Raw genomic sequence first — 22,984 nt, 5'->3', positions numbered from 1 at the left:
AACTCATCCTTCTTGTGGGGGCATTTGTATTAAGATTTGACGAGGTTTTGCACCTTCTGATGGGCCGATGATTCTCGCTTCTTCAAGTTGATCTATCAAACTAGCAGCCCTAGCATAGCCAATCTTAAGTTTTCTTTGTAAGAAAGTTGTAGAAGCATTTCCCGTTTGTAAAACAAGAGTTTTCGCTTGGTTATACAAGGGATCTCTATCCGCAGAATCATCTCCTGAAAAATCTTCATAAGTGTCAAATGAAGGAATAACATATTTTGTAGGGAAACGAGAGCATAGATCTTTTATGACCTTGTTGATGTCCTCATCACAAATATAAGCTCCTTGAGCACGAACCGCACCAAAAGAAGAAGGGGAAACGACTAACATGTCTCCATTCCCCATGAGATTTTCAGCCCCAGGCTCATCTATAATGATTTGGCTATTCACTTTATTGGCCACTTTGAACGCAATGCGAGAAGGAAAGTTTGCTTTAATTAAGCCAGTAATCACATCGCGAGAAGGCCTTTGTGTCGCTAGGATTAAATGAATACCAACAGCTCTTGCCATTTGCGCTAAGCGAATGATAGGCGTTTCTATATCCTGAGAAGAAGAAAGTAAGAGATCAGCTAGTTCATCAATAATACCCACAAGGAAAGGCATTTTTTCAGGGATCTCTTTGTCAAAAGAAGCTTCTATTTCAATATTGCGTTCACGAGAATTGAATGCCTGAATATTTCGCAGACCTAGAAATCTTAGAATTTCATAACGAAGTTCCATTTCTTTAACGAGCCAGACTAAGGCGCTATGAGCATCACGAGATTCTGTAATTACCGGAGTTAACATATGCGGAAGTTGAGAGTAGCCAGTAAGCTCCACTTTCTTCGGATCGACAATGACAAGTTTAATATCAGAGGGGAGTGTTGTCATGATCAACGACATGACAATCGTATTGATGCACACCGATTTCCCCGACCCTGTCGTTCCTGCAATGATTAAATGGGGCATTGTTGCTAAGTCTGCCCAGAAATTATCACCATTAGCCTTTTTCCCAAGTAAAAGAGGAACCTGCAGTTTATGGTTTTGTTTTTGATAATCTTCTAATAAATCACGGAAATTTACTGGTTGGGGATAGGGATTGGGAATTTCAATACCCACAGCAGCTTTCCCTGGAATAGGGGCAATAATACGGATGCTGGAAGCTTGTAAATTTAAAGCTATGTCATTTTCTAAAGCTTTAATTTTTTGAACTTTTACACCTGTATGTGGTTGTACTTCAAATGCTGCTAACGTAGGTCCAAAACAAATATTTCCAATATCAGCATCTATTCCAAAACTTTCTAAAGTTTGCTGTAAAAGGATACCCTTTTTCTGAAGCTCTTCACGAAGAGACTCTGGTTTTGAATTATCACTTTTACTTAACAGATGATACTGAGGTAGCTCAGAATTCCCCCCTGGGAAGGTTGATAGATCCATAGGAGGCGATGTCTCAACTCTCTTCCTTGGTGGAAGTGAGGGTTGAGGCAATACGGTAATTTTAGACTTTTTTTCAGCTGTATTCTGTGGCTTAGCGAATGAAGATAGAATACGTTTTTGAGGATGAGGAGCTAAAAAAAGAGTCGCTTTTTCTGAAGCATCTTGGGAATGATGACGAGGATCATCGAATAAATCTCCCTTTTCTATCGGAAGGGAAACAATCGGGGTGGGGAGTTTCCTAGGATCATTCCTTGCTATGGGAGCAGAAGGAACCTTAATCGAAGGTTTAGGGAGATAGTTCTGCTTATTAGTTAGTCTTTTTAAAATACTTTTGCAAATACGCCAACAGGCTTGAAATCTGTTTTTGAGGAATTTTTGCAGGATTTTTTTTTTAATTAAGACTACGCCTCCACAGAGATAAAAAATAGAAAAGCACAGGATGAAAGAAAAGATAAGACCTGTACCTACCGAGCCAACCAAATGTTTCAAACAGAAAGATTGCCCAGCATAAAGAATATAAAAAGGAATACCCCCTAAATAAGAAACAGGAGGATTAACATCTAAAATAAATTTAGGAAGACGTACATCTAAAGCGTGAGGTAATGCTTGCACAGGGGAAAGCATGGATAACAATACCGCGCAGCAGATAGGAATAGATGCAAATGCAAGAGCCTTACGATGTAAGATCTTTGGGGGTGTTTTTCTTATATTTAGAAAGGATAACCATAAAAAATACGGAGGGATAAGAAAAGACGCAGCTCCAAAGCAATAGACAAGAAAGGAACTCAAAGACCATCCCAATAATCCTATCCAATTTTGAGTGCATGGTTGCGTATTATGAAAGCTCCATAGACTCAGGCCTGAAAAACAAGCCAAAAATAAATAAATGCTTGCTCTAACCGCAAAGGGTACCGAAGGGAATAGTGCAGACTTAGATTTTTGTCGCTCTCTTACCATGAATAGACACAAGGTTTTTAGTAGAGTGAGAATTTATTCTAATATTTGGTTATAGCAAGAATTGCAAAAGAAACAAAGAAGATAAAGAAGGGCGAACGACGGGGCTTGAACCCGCGACCTTCGGAACCACAATCCGACGCTCTAACCAACTGAGCTACGTTCGCCATAAGCCATGAAAGCTAAGGGAAAATATTATCTCGACGATAATATTTATCCAAGACAAAAAGCCTGAGATTTCAAACATAATTCACTAGTTAAGCTAATCGAGCTTATAAATAGGGTTAGCGCATAGAGTATTTTCTCGAGTAAGATCCTAAATACTTCTTTAATTCTAACAGATGTAGCTCAGAGTCTTAGTTTTCCTGCAAGAAGCTGTCGTATGCATACGACAGATTGAAATTTTTCATAGGACAGGCAAAAGCCCCTTCTTAATTAAGGGAAATGCCGCTAAATCCTATAGATAGTTCTAGGAATAGAAGAGAGCTATACAGGATAAGAGCTCTCTATACCTATGGAATAGGGAAACTTTACAATCCTAGCCAGAACCAAAGTCAAATTTTTTATACAATAAAGCCGTTTTAAGAGCGTTGCCGAAGCTGTGGTAATAAACAGAATTTCAATAGGTTTACGTAGGTTTGCAAGACGGCTAGATTGGCAGCTAAAAAACAAAAAAACAGAAAAAAATAAATCGAAATTTTCCGGCTCAGACAGCCCTGTAAAGGCATAAATTCAATTTACGTCATTTGCGAATCGAAAAAAGTGCAGCAAAATATGTTGCATAAATAAATGCCGTTTATATAAGATATTGATTTCTTCTTCACCGCGAAAAGCGAAAGAAGGAAAAGTTCACACTTCGATGTGGATGCGCAAACGAGGGTTCAGCATAGCTGATCTTCTCTTCTTAACAATGCAAATGAGATAGAATGCAAGCCAGTATAAAGAATGCTTGTTCGGATTTTTAAAATCCGTTAATTTTTAAATTTATTTTTTCTGAGAATTTGATCTTGGTTCAGATTGAACGCTGGCGGCGTGGATGAGGCATGCAAGTCGAACGGAATAATAGCTTCGGTTATTATTTAGTGGCGGAAGGGTTAGTAATACATAGATAATCTGTCCTCAACTTGGGAATAACGGTTGGAAACGACCGCTAATACCGAATGTGGTATGTTTAGGCATCTAAAACATATTAAAGAAGGGGATCTTCGGACCTTTCGGTTAAGGAAGAGTCTATGGGATATCAGCTTGTTGGTGGGGTAATGGCCTACCAAGGCTTTGACGTCTAGGCGGATTGAGAGATTGACCGCCAACACTGGGACTGAGACACTGCCCAGACTTCTACGGAAGGCTGCAGTCGAGAATCTTTCGCAATGGACGAAAGTCTGACGAAGCGACGCCGCGTGTGTGATGAAGGCTCTAGGGTTGTAAAGCACTTTCGCTTGGGAATAAGAGAAGTTGGCTAATATCCAACTGATTTGAGCGTACCAGGTAAAGAAGCACCGGCTAACTCCGTGCCAGCAGCTGCGGTAATACGGAGGGTGCTAGCGTTAATCGGATTTATTGGGCGTAAAGGGCGTGTAGGCGGAAAGGAAAGTTAGATGTTAAATCTTGGGGCTCAACCCCAAGCCAGCATCTAATACTATCTTTCTAGAGGGTAGATGGAGAAAAGGGAATTCCACGTGTAGCGGTGAAATGCGTAGATATGTGGAAGAACACCAGTGGCGAAGGCGCTTTTCTAATTTACACCTGACGCTAAGGCGCGAAAGCAAGGGGAGCAAACAGGATTAGATACCCTGGTAGTCCTTGCCGTAAACGATGCATACTTGATGTGGATAGTCTCAACCCTATCCGTGTCGTAGCTAACGCGTTAAGTATGCCGCCTGAGGAGTACACTCGCAAGGGTGAAACTCAAAAGAATTGACGGGGGCCCGCACAAGCAGTGGAGCATGTGGTTTAATTCGATGCAACGCGAAGAACCTTACCTGGGCTTGACATGTATTTGACCGCGGCAGAAATGTCGTTTTCCGCAAGGACAGATACACAGGTGCTGCATGGCTGTCGTCAGCTCGTGCCGTGAGGTGTTGGGTTAAGTCCCGCAACGAGCGCAACCCTTATCGTTAGTTGCCAACACTTAGGGTGGGAACTCTAACGAGACTGCCTGGGTTAACCAGGAGGAAGGCGAGGATGACGTCAAGTCAGCATGGCCCTTATGCCCAGGGCCACACACGTGCTACAATGGCCAGTACAGAAGGTAGCAATATCGCAAGATGGAGCAAATCCTCAAAGCTGGCCCCAGTTCGGATTGTAGTCTGCAACTCGACTACATGAAGTCGGAATTGCTAGTAATGGCGTGTCAGCTATAACGCCGTGAATACGTTCCCGGGCCTTGTACACACCGCCCGTCACATCATGGGAGTTGGTTTTGCCTTAAGTCGTTGACTCAACCTGCAAAGGAGAGAGGCGCCCAAGGTGAGGCTGATGACTGGGATGAAGTCGTAACAAGGTAGCCCTACCGGAAGGTGGGGCTGGATCACCTCCTTTTAAGGATAAGGATGGCCGTCTTAGGATGGTTTGACTAGGTTGGGCAAGCGTCTTTGAAAACTTGTATTCTATTTCTTTTGCATTGTTAAGCGCTCGTTTCCAAAACATTCAGTTTACGATCAAGTATGTTATGTAAATAATATGGTAACAAGTAAATTCACATATAATAATAGACGTTTAAGAATATCTGTCTTTGGTGAAGTTAACTTGCATGGATCAATAATTTACAGACCAAGTTGTTAAGAGCTATTGGCGGATGCCTTGGCATTGACAGGCGATGAAGGATGCGTTTACCTGCAGTAATCTTCGGCGAGCTGGTATAAAGCTATGACCCGGAGGTATCCGAATGGGGTAACCCGGTAGATTAATCGTCTACCATTATATACTGAATACATAGGTATATAAAGCGACACCTGCTGAACTGAAACATCTTAGTAAGCAGAGGAAAATAAATCAAAGAGATTCCCTAAGTAGCGGCGAGCGAAAGGGGAGAAGACCAAACCACGCCTTTGGTGTGGGGTTGTAGGGTCGATAACATGAGATCTTAAGTTTTAGTTGAATACTTCTGGAAAGTAGAACGATACAGGGTGATAGTCCCGTAAACGAAAGAACAAGAGACTCTATTCGATGCCTGAGTAGGGCTAGACACGTGAAACCTAGTCTGAATCTGGGGAGACCACTCTCCAAGTCTAAATACTAGTCAATGACCTATAGTGAACCAGTACTGTGAAGGAAAGGTGAAAAGAACCCTTGTTAAGGGAGTGAAATAGAACCTGAAACCAGTAGCTTATAAGCGGTCGGAGACCTATAGCTTCCTCGGAAGCCATGGTTGACGGCGTGCCTTTTGCATGATGAGCCAGGGAGTTAAGTTAAACGGCGAGGTTAAGGGATCTACATTCCGGAGCCGAAGCGAAAGCGAGTTTTAATAGAGCGTATAGTCGTTTGATTTAGACACGAAACCAAGTGAGCTATTTATGACCAGGTTGAAGCATGGGTAAGACCTTGTGGAGGACCGAACCAGTACATGTTGAAAAATGTTTGGATGAGTTGTGAATAGGGGTGAAAGGCCAATCAAACTTGGAGATATCTTGTTCTCTCCGAAATAACTTTAGGGTTAGCCTCGGATATTAAGCTTTTGGGGGTAGAGCACTGAATTCTAGCGGGGGCCTACCGGCTTACCAACGGAAATCAAACTCCGAATACCAAAAGCGAGTCCGGGAGATAGACAGCGGGGGCTAAGCTTCGTTGTCGAGAGGGGAACAGCCCAGACCGCCGATTAAGGTCCCAAATTTTATGCTAAGTGAGTAAGGAAGTGATGATTCTAAGACAGTTGGAATGTTGGCTTAGAGGCAGCAATCATTTAAAGAGTGCGTAACAGCTCACCAATCGAGAATCATCGCGCCAATAATAATCGGGGCTCAAGCATAAAACCGACATCGCGGGTGTATATTTATATATACGCGGTAGGAGAGCGTAGTATTCAGCAGTGAAGGTATACCGTAAGGAGTGCTGGAGCGGATACTAGTGAAGATCCATGGCATAAGTAACGATAAAGGAAGTGAAAATCTTCCTCGCCGTAAGCACAAGGTTTCCAGGGTCAAGCTCGTCTTCCCTGGGTTAGTCGGCCCCTAAGTCGAGGCACAAATGCGTAGACGATGGAGCAACAGGTTAAATATTCCTGTACCACCTAAAACTTTAGCAATGGAATGACGGAGTACGTTAAGCACGCGGACGATTGGAAATGTCCGTATCACAATGAGACTGGTTAGTAGGTAAATCCGCTAACATAAGGTTAGGTTGTGGTTAAGGGAAATCTTCGGAGGAACTGATGGTGTAGCGCAATGCTTTCAAGAAATAATTTCTAGCTGTTGATGGTGACCGTACCTAAACCGACACAGGTGTGCGAGATGAGTATTCTAAGGCGCGCGAGATAACTTTCGCTAAGGAACTCGGCAAATTATCCCCGTAACTTCGGAAGAAGGGGAGCCTTCTAGGGTGATTACCTTTTCGGTATGAGCCCCGGGAGGCCGCAGAGAAATGGCCCAGGCGACTGTTTAACAAAAACACAGCACTATGCAAACCTCTAAGGGGAAGTATATGGTGTGACGCCTGCCCAATGCCAAAAGGTTAAAGGGATATGTCAGCCGTAAGGCAAAGCATTGAACCCAAGCCCTGGTGAATGGCCGCCGTAACTATAACGGTGCTAAGGTAGCGAAATTCCTTGTCGGGTAAGTTCCGACCTGCACGAATGGTGTAACGATCTGGGCACTGTCTCAGCGAAAGACTCGGTGAAATTGTAGTAGCAGTGAAGATGCTGTTTACCCGCAAAAGGACGAAAAGACCCCGTGAACCTTTACTGTACTTTGGTATTGATTCTTGATTTGTTATGTGTAGCATAGCCAGGAGACTGTGAACACTCTTCGTCAGGAGAGTGGGAGTCATCGTTGAAATACTGGTCTTAACAAGTTGGGAGTCTAACATAATTCCATGAATCTGGAATATGGACATTGCCAGACGGGCAGTTTTACTGGGGCGGTATCCTCCTAAAAAGTAACGGAGGAGCCCAAAGCTTATTTCATCGTGGTTGGCAATCACGAGTAGAGCGTAAAGGTATAAAATAGGTTGACTGCAAGACCTACAAGTCAAGCAGAGACGAAAGTCGGGCTTAGTGATCCGGCGGTGGAAAGTGGAATCGCCGTCGCTTAACGGATAAAAGGTACTCCGGGGATAACAGGCTGATCGCCACCAAGAGTTCATATCGACGTGGCGGTTTGGCACCTCGATGTCGGCTCATCGCATCCTGGGGCTGGAGAAGGTCCCAAGGGTTTGGCTGTTCGCCAATTAAAGCGGTACGCGAGCTGGGTTCAAAACGTCGTGAGACAGTTTGGTCTCTATCCTTTGTGGGCGCAGGATACTTGAAAGGAGCTGTTCCTAGTACGAGAGGACCGGAATGGACGAACCAATGGTGTGTCGGTTGTTTTGCCAAAAGCATAGCCGAGTAGCTACGTTCGGAAAGGATAAGCATTGAAAGCATCTAAATGCCAAGCCTCCCTTAAGATAAGGTATCCCTATGAGACTCCATATAGACTATGTGGTTGATAGGTTGGGTGTGTACGCACAGTAATGTGTTTAGCTAACCAATACTAATAAGTCCATTGACTTGGTTTTTATCATATAAAAAGCTCAATAGGCTTTTTTGTTGAAATAAATCGATCGATGTAAGTTGATACTAAAGACACTCTTAAGCGTCTATTAGTATACGTGAATTGTTACGTTACAAGAATTTGCTTGGTGATAATGGAAAAAGGGACACACCTGACCCCATTCCGAACTCAGAAGTTAAGCCTTTTATCGCCGATGGTACTATACACAAGAGTATGGGAGAGTAGGTCGTTGCCAAGCTTTTAGTTATTTTGACTCGTAAACTGAGTTTTTTATAAGGAGAATAGAAATATTCTCCTTTTTTTTGCCCGTATTCTTTCAGATCTCGGGTTTTTCATTCTTCTCACAACAGAAACACAAGAGAAGTGGGATAACCGCTACCTCATTTTTTTGTTTTTGATTTTCTGTTTTTTTTGTACATTGCACCTATAGGTATTTTTCGACTTCTTTATTTCATATCGGTGCGCCCAAACATCTGTATCGATCACAATTAAGAGAAATATGTGTGTATAAAGATATACAGGTCTTTTTATTTCTGTGTTTGAGTTTAGCTTTTTTATCTTTGTTCGGAGACGAACAGGATATTTCTACTCAAAATTCTCTTCGCAAAATTGCCCATTCAAATGAAATTCCTTATTCCCAAGATAATCCTTTGTCTGGATTAGGGAGTTTACGTTTAGATTTCTTCCCTGGAGATAGAGAATATCCTTTTGAACATACGGCGATCGATTGGCTTTTCCCTTGGTACGACTCTCTGGAATCACTTATATTCTCTCAACTAGGGTTTAGACATAATCTTGATCACAGAGATACCTTAAATCTGGGGGGGGGGGGGTTAGAAAAAATTGGATGTTAGGAGCGAATGCGTTTTATGATTATGATCTGACAAAGAATCATTCTAGATTAGGCTTTGGGCTAGAATCTTGGCCGACTTTTTACAGTTTTCTATGAATGGTTACATTGGTTTGTCTTCTAAGAGCCCTTCTTCTGTTCGTCCAAATTATCAAGAAGCTCCTGCACATGGTTTAGATCTTCGTTTACATTGTTGGTTGCCTTTCCTTCCTCGCTTAGGAGGAAAGATTTTTTATGAGCAGTATTTTGGGAAAAATGTTTCCCTTTTTGGAAGAACGGATCTGCAAAACAATCCTTTTGTGATTACAACAGGGGCGGAATTTACACCGTTTCCGCTCCTTTCTTTAGGATTGGATCATCGTATGAGCAGCAACTCTCGTCATTATACGATGTTTAATTTACGACTAAATTATCAATTTGGAGAAAGCTTCGTAGCGCAACTTAATCCTCATGCTGTAGCGAGAATGCGATTTCTGAATGAAAACCGTTATAATTTTGTTAGCAGAAATAACGTTATTGTCTTTAACTATACTGAAGATGCTTACAATATATTGGTTACTCCCTCAACGATATCGGATGTTGAATATACCTCTTTAACAGTTTTATTAAAGTGTCCTGATACTAAAACTATTTCGTACTTTGAATGGGAATCCAGAGAATTTACCGAGGCTGGAGGAGAGATTTCTTTGGTAACATCTGGGAAATCAGAAGCGGAATATAAGATAACTCTTCCTCCGCATAAGCTTCAGCTAGCTTCAAAACAAAAAACAACTCCTACAAACAACTATGTTCTTAACATATTTGCGGTAGATTCTACTGGACAACGTTCAAAAACTGGGACGCTAACCGTCACAGTTAATCAAGATCCCCAAATTTCTATAAATTGGCAATATTTACTTAACGGGCAAGTTGTTGCAGATCTAGCTAATCTTACTCCGGTCGCTAACGATAGAGATGCTGTACAGATCGAGTTTACGGTGATTGGAACGCATGGTCCTTTGATCGGAAAGGAAGTATTAGTTCGCTATGCTCAAGGGTCAGAAGAAAGATATGAAGTATTATTAACAGATTCTCAAGGGAAAGTCCTCACTCCCCCAATTAAGACAACAGAGGCCTCTCTAGTGGAGGTAGACGTCATAGTTAATCAGGTTGTAGATGTAATACCGATTCTTTTTGTTCCTGATAAGACGACAGCACAAGTTTCGCGAGCCATTACGATTTTACAAAATAATCAGCCGGCAAATGGTCAAGATAAAGCAGAAGTTATATTCAGAATTATTGACGCGCATAATAATCCTATTCCTAATTTTCCTGTTACGGTAGCAGCGTCAAATCACGCTACACTAGATGCCTCATCGTTGACTTCAGATTCTCAAGGGCAAGTTAAAGTCTCTCTAACGAATACCTATTCAGGAGAAACTACAGTGAGTGCGACTTCGAATAGCGATTCACAAACAGCAAGATTAGAGTTTTTACCAGTATTGCAGGTAGATAGTCCCAAGGTTGTAGTGACAGCAAAATCTTATACCGCAGGAAAAAATCCGATATCGGTGACTTCATCCTTTTCAGGGACACAGCAATGGTCGATTCAGCCTTCTTTACCTAATCAGTTACAATTAGATCCTAGATCAGGGAAAATATCCGGGACCGTACAGTCTGAAATTGGGATTCCAGAAACAAGCTACACTGTATATGTCGGAGATAGTAATGGCACGCAGAGAGCCTCAGCAACATTTTCCTTAGTAGTGAATCCTCCTTTTGTAGTTTCTCAGAAATTATACCGTCGTGTTCTATCAACCGATAGCCATGTTAATATTCATGCTTTTGAAATTACAGGAGGAGAGCCTCCTTATACGGTTTCAGTTTCTCCAGCTTTACCTAATGGATTAACCGTGGATGCTTCTGGAGTAATATCAGGTCGATTAGGGACGGGGCAGATTCAAGAGCAGGAATATGTATTTACTGTTCAGGATCAGCAGCGGGAATCTAAAAATATTTCGATTAACTTGTCAGTCGTAACCGGAGCTAAGGTAACGATTGCAGTACCAAAGAAAATGTTAACAAAGAATACTTCAACAACACAGGGAGGTACTAATTATACACCCATAACTGCGTCGCCTTCTGCTCCAGATGGAACGGTGAGTTTTACAAATGTTACCCCGACTCTCCCTGCTGGAATTAACTTAAACTCCGCAACTGGGGAGATTACAGGAACTCCAACAGAAGAGTCTCCTTTACGGGTATATACTATGACTGTTCGGGACGGCAAGTCAGGCTCTGATAGTGAAGCGGATTTTGAATTAGGGGTTGCTTCTAGTTTTGTTGCTCAGCAGAGTACTTATCAGAAGATTTTAGGAGTAAACACTCCAGTATCTTTCCCAATATGTGCTTTATCTGGAGGGGTAACTCCTTATAGTGTTTCGGTTACTCCAACTCTTCCTAACGGATTGCAGTTAAATACTACAACAGGAGAGATCTTTGGAACAGCAACAACAATTAGTAATCAAACGCAATATTCTGTGACGGTTACAGATGCGAATCATTCTCCTCGCTCTCCTATGACGTTAATGTTAACGGTTGCTACTGGTCCTACGATAACTGAGAAAGAGAAAAATAAGGTTGCGGTTATTGGGAGCTACTTGAATTACACTCCGCTAGTAGCCACTTCTGCTGTATCAGGAAAAGCAGTTACTTTCACGGAGGTCTCGCCAGCGCTCCCAGCGGGACTATCTTGGAGAACTAATGATGGTTCCATATATGGAACCCCACAAGTGGAGACCTCAGCAGGACAGGAGACTTTTACCTTTACCATTCGAGATGGAGGAACTGGAGCTGAGGTGCAATCTTCCTTTGTATTGGCGGTTGTTCAAAAATTGGCCTTTTCACAAACAACTTATAGCAAAACGCTTCCTGTGAATGTGGCTGCGGATTTAACAGTTTTATCTATCACTCATGGAAGTGGGGACTATGAATTGATAGTGCCCACAAGTTTGCCGACAGGGCTAAAAATGAGTCTGGATGGCACGGGAGTCACTCAAACAGTCAAACTAACAGGAACGCCAACAGGAAGTCAGACGGAGGCTTCGTATACCTTTGAAGTTAAGGATAAGAGATCAGGGTTATCTTCAGGATCCAGAACATTGAAACTCACCATTAGTGGGGGAGACACTTCTCGTAATTGGCATGCCCAATCCGTCTTATTTAACTACATTCAAGCCCATCAGATCCAGAAGCAAGTTTATCAAGAAAATGTGACTGAGACAGTAGGCTTAGGGCTTTGTGCGAATATTACGTTTAATTCGCGATATCGGGAAGAAAAGCCTTTATTAAGAAGCCGTTTTTATCAAGTTGCAAGCGATCTTAATAATAAGGAAAGTTTTTATGGGGCTTTTGAAAAGAAGATCCATCTAATCAAACTAGGAAGTGGGATTATTGATAGCGTAGGGATTAGCTGGTGGGGAAGAGATGTCTTATTTAATACTTTAGGACAGCTAGGACAGCTCCCTTTGGGGATATATAATCAAGGCTAGCTAGAGGTTTCAGGAGCGCCTTATCAAATTAACGCTATTCCCATTTTTTGGGATCACTGGGTTTTTAGTAAAAAATATTTTGGTAAGATTCAGCTTCCAAAAAAGTCTAAATACTAGTCAACGACTAGTGAACCAGTACTGTGAGGAAGGAGAAAAGAACCCTTGTTAAGGGAGTGAAATAGAACCTGAAATAATTCAAATTCTAATGAACGTATTTTAAGGTAATGAGAACTTTATAGCAGGCTGCACAGGGGGATAGGTTTTCTCGCCACGACGATCTATCGATAGAACAATATTCATGGCGAAAAAACATGTATTAAAGACTAGCTTCCGAAATCATCGAGAATTATAGAAGATCGCTCTACACCATAATTGTCGAGTAATTTTAAGATGCTACTGTTGTGTAGAGGTGGACCGCATACATAATATAAATAGTCTTCAGGATTGCTTAGTTTACTGAGCTGACCAAGCTCAAAAGCCCGAAATAGAAAATTCGTTTTCTCAGGGTCATTCTTATCCCAACCTGAGTCGATATCTTCAGGAAGAGGTTCTGACAATACTAAATGGTAATGGAAATTAGAGAAGTCCTTTTCTAACTTTTCATACTCTTCTTGGTAGATGTTCTCTTTTAGAGAACGTGCTCCGTACCATAAGGTGATATCTCTTGTGGAGTGCTTGTTTAATAGGAGATCCAAAATATGACTTCTTCCAAATGAAGAACCCGCACCACCGATTAAAAAAATCAGCGGACGGTTATTTTCCTTCATGAAAGATTCTCCGTAAGGACCAGAGACAGTAATCTTATCTCCAGGTTTCAATGAAAAAATATACGATGAGCATATTCCCCAAGGAATCTCTGGATTGGGAGCGTTGTTAATAAAAGGTGGTGTTGCAATACGGATGTTAAATTTAATAACCGGAAGTTCTGCTGGGTATGAAGCTAGAGAATATGCTTTGTTTGCAGAATCCAACTCTAGGAGGCTATTGTCGATAGTCCGATCAAATAAATTAAAATGTTCCCAATCACTATAGTATTCAGGAGCCATGGTTTGCTTCCAATCGGAAGTATTCGTTTTATATGGAGGAACGCGGATTTGTAAATATCCCCCAGGCTTATAGGGGATAGGATGTTCAGGACTAACCGATACAACAAGCTCTTTTATGAATGTAGCGACGTTATCATTAGAAACCACTGTACCTTCCCAAGAAGAAGCATTTAAATAACGTTCTTCTATTTCCAAACACATGTCATGTTGCACTTTCGTTTGGCAGGAAAGACGCCAGCCTTGCTCTAGCTGCTGCTTTGAAAAAGTAGCACGATCTGTTTCCAAAGGCTGGTCAGCATTTTTTACAATTTTTACTTTACACTGTTTGCAAGTAGCCTTACCTCCACACGGAGAAGGTATGGGAATCCCCGAATCTAAAAGAGAAGACAACAGAGTGCGACCACTATCCACTGTTTTTGTGAGAGAGTCGTCGTCGTTAATCTTAAGCTTGCAAGCGTGGGTTTTAACTAGAAATTTGCGGGAAATAAGAATGATCCCAGAAAGTATCAAACCTATAACACAAAATACTAAACTAGCAATGCTGATAAAATATAGGCCTGAAAGCCAAGTCATGATTCTAAAAATCCTCGACTTCTTTGAAGAGCTTATGATGTCAAGTTATAACTTGGCTTATAAAAAATCAATGTAGATCTCTCTAATGCTACAGAAAGTAAATCTCTATATCTTAAAGCTTATGCTTTAGTTCCGTCGGGTTTCAAAATTTCAGAAATTGCTGCTTTTAGCATTTCGATTTTCCCAGAGGTAATATTAAGAATTACAGTATGTTCGCGGATCTCATCAATAGTTCCTAAGATCCCCATAGCGGTAACTTTATCGCCCTTCGCAAGTTCGTTTTTGCGTTTTTCCATAGCTTTTCTGCGTTTTTGTTCAGGACGCCATAAAATGAAGTAAAAGAACAAAATGGCAATGCCTAGCATGACAGCGGGTTGAGCAAAAGTACTTTTTACTTGAGTGCCTTCTTCATCTGCTAGGAGAGATGAGGAACTCAAAAGAAATAAAAAACACATGAATAAACGAGATAACATTAAACCACCTTTACTTCGGTTATTACAGGGCAAGGTTAACACAATAGGAAGCGTAGGTTCAATGCTTTTCCTAGAGGCTATCTTCTCTTTCTAACAAAATAATATTTTCTAAGTGTGGAGAATGAGGGAATTGATCCAAAGGTTGTACTTTTTTGATGTGATAACCTGCAGAAATTAAACTACAACACTCTTCAAACTGTATTTTAGGATTACAGGAGATGTAAATAATTTTTTTTGGAAAAATTCTCAGAAGGTATTTCAGAACTTTATTTTGTATTCCACAACGTGGTGGGTCAATAACAACGACATCTGGCGGAGGGCAGTCTTGATGTCTTCTACAAAATGTTTTCGCATCTTCTAGATACACTTCAATGAGATTTTCTTTTTTATTTATTAAGATATTTTCTTTTGCAGAATCTATAGCATCAGGGACAATTTCTACTCCTATAACCTTTTTTACATAGGCGGAGAGCATGATCCCGATAGTTCCCGCACCACAATAGAGATCCAATAGAGTTTCGGATCCTTGAGGATTCATAAACTCTTTAGCAATTTCTATAATTTTTGCTCCTTGAAGACTTTGGGGTTGAAAGAAGCTTCTAGGCCGTACATGAAACACCCCAGAATTTCCATCCTTAGGCAGTGTTAATGTTTGTTTAATAAATGGTTCCCCATGGATTAAGTGAGAACGGAAATACGTTGGAGCGTTTTTTGCACTAACTTTTTCTTCCCAGATGATAGAAACAATGGGGAGAGAAGAATTAATAAGAGCGTTTTTCCATTCTTCAATAATCCCTTTTTCAACAGCATACTCTTCTCTTGCAGATGTTGTCAGAATGACCATGAGTTTTCGTTCAGGACTTCCAATACGTACAGTAAGAGTACAAAGAGACCCCTTATTAAAAGGAGGATAATAAGCTGTAAGTTCAGGGTGATTATCCCACCAAGCACGTGTAAGGTTTAGAATATCCATAGTATCTTCATGAATCATGAGACATTCTGTAATAGGAACACCTTGTTTAGGTTTTGTGGGCGTAATAAACCCTAGACTCTTCTTCCCTTCTTTTGTCTGAAAGAAGGAGAACTCCATCTTGTTTCTTCCTCGTAGTACGGGATCACAAGGAATCACAGGAAGAATCTCTGAAGGAGGAAATATAGGTGCAAAGAGTTCGTGCAGGATCTGTTCTTTAGCTTTTAAAGAATCAGCATAAGCAGATTGAGGTGAGGAACATCCTCCGCAAATGCCTAGGTGTTTACAATTCATTATTGTAGGCATGACCCACCTTTATAAAGGTTTCTATTTAAAGTAGGATTTTATGTGAGACGTGTCACATACCTGCAAGAATGTAATGGGAATATGATCCTTTGCAGATAAAATTACTGCAAAATTTTATCATAAGGAAGGGTTTCTTGGGATAGTCTTTTAAGAAGGGAAGAGGAGAGAAAAAATGAGGGCAAGTTATAAATATAATTACCCTCTGAAACCCGAAATAAGGAAAAAATTATTTTCTTAGGGAGCGAGAAGAATTTTTTTTGGCTTTTGCTTTAGCTGAGGTCTTTTTTGCAGGGGATTTTGCTTTAGGAGCTGCTTTAGCTTTTGGTTTAGCTTTAACTTTAGCCTTAGGCTTAGGCGCAGCTTTTGCAGGTTTTTTAGCAACAGCAGCTTTTTTAGCTTTTGTTGCAGGCTTGCGCTTCATTAAGCCAGACTTTTCAGCTTTGATTGATTCTTTTCTATACAGCTTAGCAATTTTCTCTAATTTGATGGAGTCAGTGCGTACTCGCTGAGCTGCTGCTTTATTTCCTCTTTCGGCTTTGTCTAAGTCATGTTGGATACTTTCCAACAGATCTCTCATTTTTTTTGCCGTATCTTTTAGCGCCATGAAAAGCGTCCTCTAGTTGTTGTTTTAAACTATTTTTACTTGTTTTAATTTTTAATTAGTTTGTTTGTTCAAATTCATGCAACAATTTTTTTAGAGAAAAGAAAACGGCGAATGAGTTTTACTTTTTTTTATTTTACATACTTCTTTGTTTGTCAGTATGTTAGCGGATGCTTAGTTAAAGTCTTTTTTGAAAAGAAGCAGCCTTTTGATTTTCATTGGAGAGGAGCTTTTTTGTGTTTTGTGAGTGTTGTTGAGGTTTTGTCGCTATTTAATTTACGCAAGATTTCAAAAAGAACGTTCTTTTTTGGTAATAGTGTCTTCTCCTATACTTTTAGTTTGCATAGAGTTTGTTTTTTTCGAGTTGTTTCGATTTTTTTTATCATTCCTGCCAGTACTACGGTAGAGAGAAATCTATCATGAAAGTATGTCGATACGCATGTAAATGCGTTTTCCAATTTTATTTAATTATGAGCGTGGGAGTTGTCTGTGCGGCTCAAACGCACCAGGTATCTTTCGGTCATTATTGTGCAGATGTGCATACGGTATTGAAGTCAGGGACTAGTTGTGATGAAGCTTTTTCAGAATTTGTAGAGCGGATAATTTCTGAAAAAACAAGTTTATCCCCTAGAGATTGGGAAACGGTAGCGTCGTTAACCCGTCAGTACGTACAGGTAAAGATAAAACAAAATGATAGGTCTATAAGTAAAGATATAGTCAGAAAGTTATTATCTGTAGTTACGATTCCTCCTCATATTAGATCTGAAATACGTCTTGCTTGGCAGAGATTAAATCCCGATAGTGTTTCTCTCAGGGATTTGATAACGCAATTTCATAATATTGGTAATGGTAGAGAAACTTTAGAAGATAATCTTCTTCTTCAGCTCTACAGCATGACCTTACATAGTAGTTATGAGGATCGCAAACAAGAGATTCTCATAATGAAAGAACGAGGAGACTACGACGAAGCTTTAAGGTTATGTGAGAGACTTTCTCATAGTGTTGAAGAAGGTGTGTGCAGTCCACATCCTGATGTTCTTGATATAGAGAAAATTTTTTTAAGAAAAATAGTCTTGGGGTTGAAAATTGAGAAGTCTCGAGAGACAAAAGCATCTTGTGAATCTTTACTATTACCTTACTGTCAGGCTGAAAAAGCCTATGCACAATCTATTGATAACTTAGTATTGAGGATCGCACGGGGAGAAATACAACGTGCTCACGAAGTAGATGTATTGCTTCTTGCTCATGCTTTATATACGCTTCCATGGAATCAAGAAAAGGGAATTCGGGAGTTAGAAGTTCTAATAGATCATGGAAACTATTTACAATCGACACTGCTTTATTACGGCTACTTTTCCTTATTAGAGATCTACCATCAGAGCAGAAATTTCCCTGCTATGCAAAGGCTATTAGTTTCTGGAGAATCTGTATTTGTTTCAGAACATCCCTATTTCCCAGAATATAGTTTTTTCCTAGGTTGTTATAGCTATGAGAAACAAGATTTCATAAAATCTCGAGAAATTTTCTTATCTACCTTAGATCATGCTTCTAGATTAGGAGTGACTTTAGCTCGAGTATATGAATATTTAGGATGTATTTTTTGCCGGGAACACCAGTATAGTGACGCTGAGGATTTTTTCCTTAGGGCATATAAGAGTTGGAGTCGTGAAGAGGCAGGTTTAGGGTTATTTCTTACCTACGCTCTTCAAAAAAAGATCGATGCTTGTGAAGAGTTCATTTCTAAATCTCATTTTTCATTTCTATATCGTAAGATTTTAAAATCTATAGATGCGTTGTTTGTAAAGAAAGATCATGGATCTTTTTCTCATGTTATCAAGGTGTGTGAGTCGCTAAATAGCAATAAGGCATCTCTTGAGGATCTCTATCATTATTTTATTTATGACATGATAAAGCATTGTAGGGTTCATAACGATAGCCCGATACTCTCACTCATTGATTTGCAAATAGATCTAGAGGAACAAAACTATTTAGAAAAAGCTAAAGATAGAGCAGTAGATCCTGAATACAAGAAAGCTTTAACTTTATGGTTGGCATTCCGTCGTCAGGAACTGTCTAAAGAAGTCCCTTCTACTATGCAGATTGGCTCAGTTACATCGTTAGAAGATCTTGCGAAATGTTGTTTTGCTTCTCTATATTATAAAAATGCACAATCTAGTGCGTCGCTAACAAAAGTCTTTTCTCAAGAGCGCTCTTCGCTACAGTCTACTGTTAGATTGGTTTGGGCATTAACACGAAAGTCTAGTGGGGAGAATTTGGATCTTTATTGTGATAATTTGGATCTGCGTTTGTACGGAGATCGTTTATATCTCCTTGCTTACGATATAGGAGATTACCTTTCTGGGAAAGATGCCGCTCTTCTTCACCTATCATGTTTTTCAGAACTTTTCCCGCATTCTTCGTTATTGTCTTTGGCATATTATCTTCAAGGGCATGCAGAATCTTCAATGATCAGGAAGATTAGCTGGTATATAAAAGCTTTAGATGAATTTTCAGAAATCACTTTGTCAGGAGACAATGCTAAAGCTTGGACATATGTATACTATACTTTGAAGTTAGATCTTGCTGATGCTTATCTTGCATTTGGAAATACTGCACGGGCTATTGAGGTTTTTGAAGAGATAAAAGGAGATTGGCAAACACCTAATCATCCGCAGGTGATCTTGATTGAAGAGATTGCCCATCGTGTAGCTATGGAAATGCGTTGGGTATCAGGACTCGCTTGCGCTTATGAGAGACTGAATGAAAAAGAAAAGCTAGCTCAGCATCTTCTCGATCATATTGAAAAAAGATTACTTGAAATGTCTTCACGAAGGGAATATTTCGGAGAGATGCTCACCATAACGTTAGCTCTTTGTGAGCGTTTCCTCCCTTTAGATAGCAGCGACGGTACGATAGGCTGAAGCGACACATCTGTTTAATCCTGGTCCTGAAAAATTCTGCCCTACGATTTTTAAATTATGAGGAATAGAGGGAAGCAACTGATTTTTCATTGCTAAAAATCCTACGCTATGCTGGGGGAGTCCTTCTTCTGGAGAGAATAATGAGAAGACATCAGGCTTTGTAGTAATTCCTAAATATTCAGAAATTGCTGCTAAAGAAAAAGCATAAGCTTCTTCGTTATGCCAGCGATTTTCTAATAATAATGAAATCACAGTTTTCCCTGGCATTTGCTGGGGAAAGACTTCACTATTATAGACAATGCCAAGTAAAGGAGGCTCATCAGCAAAGAGCATCCCATAGCCTTTCGGAATCGCAGGGGGATTCTTATCCCATCCTAGGGTTATACAGGAAAGATCCCAATGAGGTGTTTTCTTAGCGAGCTGTTTCATACCAGGAATATCAATAAGAGAGGGGAGTAATGGTGTCGGAGCTGTATAAATTGCTAAATCTGCTGAGAATATTTCATTTGCTGTTGATACTACAACTTCAGAAGGGAAACAGTCGATCTTACTGATAGGTGAAGAAAACCTCCAATTAGCAGGGATTTTCCTTACTAAAGTATCAATGAGAATTCCTAGACTCGGGCGTAGCGAGGCAAGATAAGGAGCTCCCTTATTTTTTTTCTTCGAAGGTTCTTTTAGATAACTACGTAATATAGATCCTGTTTTTGCTTCGCGCTGAGAAAGAGTAGGAAAAGCCATATGGGCAGAAAGTACATTACTATGTCCTGCACGAATTGCTGTAACAACAGGATTTAACACATTATGAATAAGATTTGTTGTGCTATGACGACATAGAAAATCATAAACAGAACTATCTTTTGTGTATCGAGGGGCAAAGAAGTCTTTGATCATAGCAAAGGGCAAACCCTCTTTTATCAATGTCCATGGGGAGACTTTACGGGTTTTCCCTTTGTAGTGGATAAAACGTTTTTTCGCTGTTTTGTCACTAGCAATGAGGAAATCTTGCAGCTCTAAATCGTGAATTAATCCAAGAGTATATTCTCCCTCACCACGTACTAAAAAACCTTTAGGCCCGAGATCTAAGGAAAAATCTTTTTGATGATCTGTATAGATAAGACCTCCAGGACGCTCCGCCTTATCTATAATTGTAAGTTCGCTATGGGGAAATTTCCTATGCAACCACCACGCTGTTGCTAATCCTGAAATCCCTGCTCCTATCACAATGATTTTTTTCATATAGATCTTGAAAACCTAGGGCTTGAAGAAACCGTTTTTAAGAAATAAGCATCAAAAGCTGTAGCGATTACACGGACAAACAGCTCTCCTAATGGGGTTACAGTAAGAAAAGAAGAGCTATTTTGAATCAGCCCTGTTGTTGCCATGCTATCAATCCGTTCTTGACTTTCGCAAAAATACTCATCAAAACGGTAGCCAAAAAGATCTGAGAATTCTTCTTTAGATACGACAAATGTACACATAAGCTTATGGATTACCCATTTTCGTATTCTATCATCTTCTGAGAGGATCTTACTTTTAATCGTTGCTGGGGATCCTGCAAGGATGTGGTTATGGTAGGATTCTAAAGTTTTTGCATTTTGTAAATATACACCACGGATAAAACTCGTTGATGTCATTCCTAACCCTATAAGATCTTCTTCAGGGGGGAGAGAGTAACCTTGGAAATTACGAATCAGAGTTTTATTTTTAAAGGCTATGCTTAAAGGATCTTCCGGTAGTGAAAAATGATCTAAACCAATTGCCTGATATCCCGACTTTGTTAATTTATGCCGTGCATAAGAGTATATAGCGAATTTCTCCTCCATGGAGGGCATGTCACTTTCTTTCATAGCTTTTTGATGAGGCTTTATCCAAGGCACAGAAGCAAATGAAAACAACGCTAGGCGGTCAGGACGCATCTGTAAAATATCAGCGATTGTTTGGGTAAATGTTGCTTTTGTTTGCTTGGGGAGACCATAAATCAAATCAATGTTTATACTCTCAAAACCTAGAGCACGAAACTTCTCATAAGCATGCAGAGATTCTTCATGACTTTGTCGTCGCCGTACAGCTTCTTGAACAGCAGCTTGCGTATCTTGAACCCCTAAGCTCACACGATTAAATCCTAAGGACTGGATAAATTCCGCTTTTTCACTATCGTTCCTTAAAGAACGCGGATCAAATTCAATAGCAATCTCTTCAACTTCAGAAAGATCAAATAAACGATGGATATGGAAGAATAACTTTTCAAATAGCGCTCGAGATAATCGGCTTGGAGTTCCTCCTCCAAAATGAATGCGTGAAGTTTTCCGTTTCCCTCCTAAAAGGGTATGCACAAGCTCCATTTCTTTAATAAGAGTAGCGATGTACTCTTCTACGATATCTTCGCGACGGTTGATAACTACAGAACATCCGCAATACAGACACATAGACTGGCAGAAAGGGATATGGAAATATAGCGATAGGGGACGGTCATCTTCTCGAAGCCGTTCAAAAGCTAGGTAAGCAGGATGCGCATCAGATGATTCCCATTCTAGAGCTGTTGGGTAGCTTGTATATCTCGGTGCAGGTTGGTGAAGACCTTCTAAGAAGTTGAAATTGACGTTAAACATAATACCGCAGCTTGGACGTTTTCTAAAGGAGTTTCAGGAAGAATCCCGTGCCCTGAATTGAAAATATAGTTGGGTTGATCTTTCAAAGTGGTCAGGTACTTCTCAAGATGAGCGAGAAGCTGATCTTGGGGAAGTAGAAATAGTGTAGGATCGATATTTCCTTGTAAGGATCCCGGCTGTGGGACTGTTTTGTAGATCTTATTAAGATTTACGTGATAGTCAGGATGTAGTGTGTCCGCACCTATAGAATAGAGATCTAAAAAGTTTTCATCGAAACAGCGGCAAAATAAACTTATAGGGGAAGCAATGCATTGTTTTAATTGAGAAATGAGTTGTGTATTTGGTGCTGTCACATAGCGGGAAAATAGCTCTGAGGGTAAGCGTAAACTTGAAGATTCAAATAACTGAATAGCTGCTGCTCCTGCATGGATTTGTTCTTTAAGATAAATGACAGTCCCCTCTGTTAATTTCTTAAGCAGGGCGTCGAATTTGTCAGGATATTGATAAAGAAACGCCATTGTTTTTGGGAAATCTTTAGAAGCCCCGCCATCTAAAAGGTAGCTAGCCATCGTGAAAGGAGACGCTGCAAAGGCAATTAAAGGAACATCCAAAGCTTTCACAAGATTTTTAATTGCTTGGAGAAGATAAGAAAAGGTTTCTTGAGGATCTTTTGTGAAAATTAATTCTTCATAAGGAGAAAAAGAAATTTGTGGTCCTGGAGAGAAATCATAAGAGATATTGAAACCGTCTAATAGAGAAAGAATATCGGCAAAGAGGATCGCAGCATCGACTTTTAATAAGCTTGGTCCTAAAAGAGTCGCTTCGGTAATGGCTTCTGTATTGTGGAAAAAAGCTTTCAATGTTTGGGAGCCTTTGAGCTCTTTATATTGAGGCATGTATCTGCCTACTTGGCGTAAAAACCATACAGGTGGACGTGCGGTTTTCGGCTTTATAACGTCGTAAAATCCCGACATAACGC

At 40.3% G+C, this 22,984-nt stretch carries 11 protein-coding genes, 1 tRNA gene, 3 rRNA genes and 1 pseudogene; 7 read left to right on the top strand and 9 right to left on the bottom strand.

The features are described from left to right. Nucleotides 1-3 precede the first annotated feature (3 nt). Nucleotides 4-2,421, bottom strand: a complete 2,418-nt coding sequence (locus CCA_RS04460) for an FtsK/SpoIIIE family DNA translocase (RefSeq protein ID WP_011006841.1) — start codon at nucleotides 2,419-2,421, stop codon at nucleotides 4-6. A gap of 90 nt (nucleotides 2,422-2,511) precedes the next feature. Then, nucleotides 2,512-2,585, bottom strand: a tRNA-His gene (locus CCA_RS04455). A gap of 822 nt (nucleotides 2,586-3,407) precedes the next feature. Here CCA_RS04455 and CCA_RS04450 point away from each other — a divergent pair. The 6 genes and pseudogenes from CCA_RS04450 to CCA_RS04430 all read left to right on the top strand — a co-directional run bounded on the left by CCA_RS04450 (nucleotide 3,408) and on the right by CCA_RS04430 (nucleotide 12,503). Next, nucleotides 3,408-4,959 (top strand): 16S ribosomal RNA (locus tag CCA_RS04450). A 229-nt stretch (nucleotides 4,960-5,188) separates the two neighbouring features. Continuing rightward, a 23S ribosomal RNA gene (locus CCA_RS04445) occupies nucleotides 5,189-8,127 on the top strand. A gap of 119 nt (nucleotides 8,128-8,246) precedes the next feature. After that, a 5S ribosomal RNA gene (gene rrf / locus CCA_RS04440) occupies nucleotides 8,247-8,361 on the top strand. The 16S, 23S and 5S rRNA genes sit together here, the layout of an rRNA operon. Before the next feature lie 301 nt (nucleotides 8,362-8,662). Next, nucleotides 8,663-8,977, top strand: coding sequence for an inverse autotransporter beta domain-containing protein (locus CCA_RS05440; protein ID WP_274376808.1), 315 nt, complete (start codon nucleotides 8,663-8,665; stop codon nucleotides 8,975-8,977). Further along, nucleotides 8,971-9,425 (top strand): annotated as a pseudogene (locus CCA_RS05475) (inverse autotransporter beta domain-containing protein); the annotation flags it as partial. The gene CCA_RS05440 and the pseudogene CCA_RS05475, both read left to right, overlap by 7 nt. A 12-nt stretch (nucleotides 9,426-9,437) precedes the next feature. Further along, nucleotides 9,438-12,503: a putative Ig domain-containing protein gene (locus CCA_RS04430; protein WP_238374162.1), complete on the top strand. Its 3,066-nt coding sequence runs from the start codon at nucleotides 9,438-9,440 to the stop codon at nucleotides 12,501-12,503. 323 nt (nucleotides 12,504-12,826) lie between these two features. Here CCA_RS04430 and nqrF read toward each other — a convergent pair whose 3' ends face one another. The 4 genes from nqrF to CCA_RS04410 all read right to left on the bottom strand — a co-directional run bounded on the left by nqrF (nucleotide 12,827) and on the right by CCA_RS04410 (nucleotide 16,475). Continuing rightward, nucleotides 12,827-14,122: an NADH:ubiquinone reductase (Na(+)-transporting) subunit F gene (gene nqrF, locus CCA_RS04425; RefSeq protein ID WP_011006840.1), complete on the bottom strand. Its 1,296-nt coding sequence runs from the start codon at nucleotides 14,120-14,122 to the stop codon at nucleotides 12,827-12,829. 119 nt (nucleotides 14,123-14,241) lie between these two features. Then, the gene (gene yajC, locus CCA_RS04420; RefSeq protein WP_011006839.1) at nucleotides 14,242-14,595 is read right to left on the bottom strand and encodes a preprotein translocase subunit YajC; all 354 of its coding nucleotides are present in this window, start codon (nucleotides 14,593-14,595) and stop codon (nucleotides 14,242-14,244) included. Between the two features lie 70 nt (nucleotides 14,596-14,665). Continuing rightward, complete coding sequence (rlmD, locus tag CCA_RS04415; protein ID WP_011006838.1) at nucleotides 14,666-15,871, bottom strand: 23S rRNA (uracil(1939)-C(5))-methyltransferase RlmD; 1,206 nt, start codon at nucleotides 15,869-15,871, stop codon at nucleotides 14,666-14,668. A 226-nt stretch (nucleotides 15,872-16,097) separates the two neighbouring features. Next, nucleotides 16,098-16,475 (bottom strand): histone, encoded by a 378-nt coding sequence (locus CCA_RS04410; protein ID WP_011006837.1) that lies wholly within the window; start codon nucleotides 16,473-16,475, stop codon nucleotides 16,098-16,100. 416 nt (nucleotides 16,476-16,891) lie between these two features. On the opposite strand from CCA_RS04410, the gene CCA_RS04400 reads away from it, so the two are divergent. Further along, nucleotides 16,892-19,393 carry a tetratricopeptide repeat protein gene (locus tag CCA_RS04400; protein ID WP_011006836.1) on the top strand — a complete coding sequence of 834 codons (2,502 nt, stop codon included), beginning with the start codon at nucleotides 16,892-16,894 and terminating at the stop codon, nucleotides 19,391-19,393. Here the strand turns inward: CCA_RS04400 and CCA_RS04395 are convergent. The 3 genes from CCA_RS04395 to hemE are packed head-to-tail and all read right to left on the bottom strand — an operon-like array spanning nucleotide 19,364 to nucleotide 22,979. Continuing rightward, nucleotides 19,364-20,632: a protoporphyrinogen oxidase gene (locus CCA_RS04395; RefSeq protein ID WP_011006835.1), complete on the bottom strand. Its 1,269-nt coding sequence runs from the start codon at nucleotides 20,630-20,632 to the stop codon at nucleotides 19,364-19,366. The genes CCA_RS04400 and CCA_RS04395 overlap by 30 nt on opposite strands. Then, nucleotides 20,629-22,005, bottom strand: a complete 1,377-nt coding sequence (gene hemN, locus CCA_RS04390; RefSeq protein ID WP_011006834.1) for an oxygen-independent coproporphyrinogen III oxidase — start codon at nucleotides 22,003-22,005, stop codon at nucleotides 20,629-20,631. The genes CCA_RS04395 and hemN overlap by 4 nt, the downstream gene beginning before the upstream one ends. Beyond that, nucleotides 21,978-22,979 carry a uroporphyrinogen decarboxylase gene (gene hemE / locus CCA_RS04385; RefSeq protein ID WP_011006833.1) on the bottom strand — a complete coding sequence of 334 codons (1,002 nt, stop codon included), beginning with the start codon at nucleotides 22,977-22,979 and terminating at the stop codon, nucleotides 21,978-21,980. Before hemE ends, hemN begins: the two co-directional genes overlap by 28 nt. Nucleotides 22,980-22,984 lie beyond the last annotated feature (5 nt).

This window comes from Chlamydia caviae GPIC (assembly GCF_000007605.1).
Classification (GTDB): Bacteria; Chlamydiota; Chlamydiia; order Chlamydiales; family Chlamydiaceae; genus Chlamydia; species Chlamydia caviae.
Note: the sequence above shows the minus strand (reverse complement) of the source record. Positions and strands in the feature narration are given on the sequence as shown.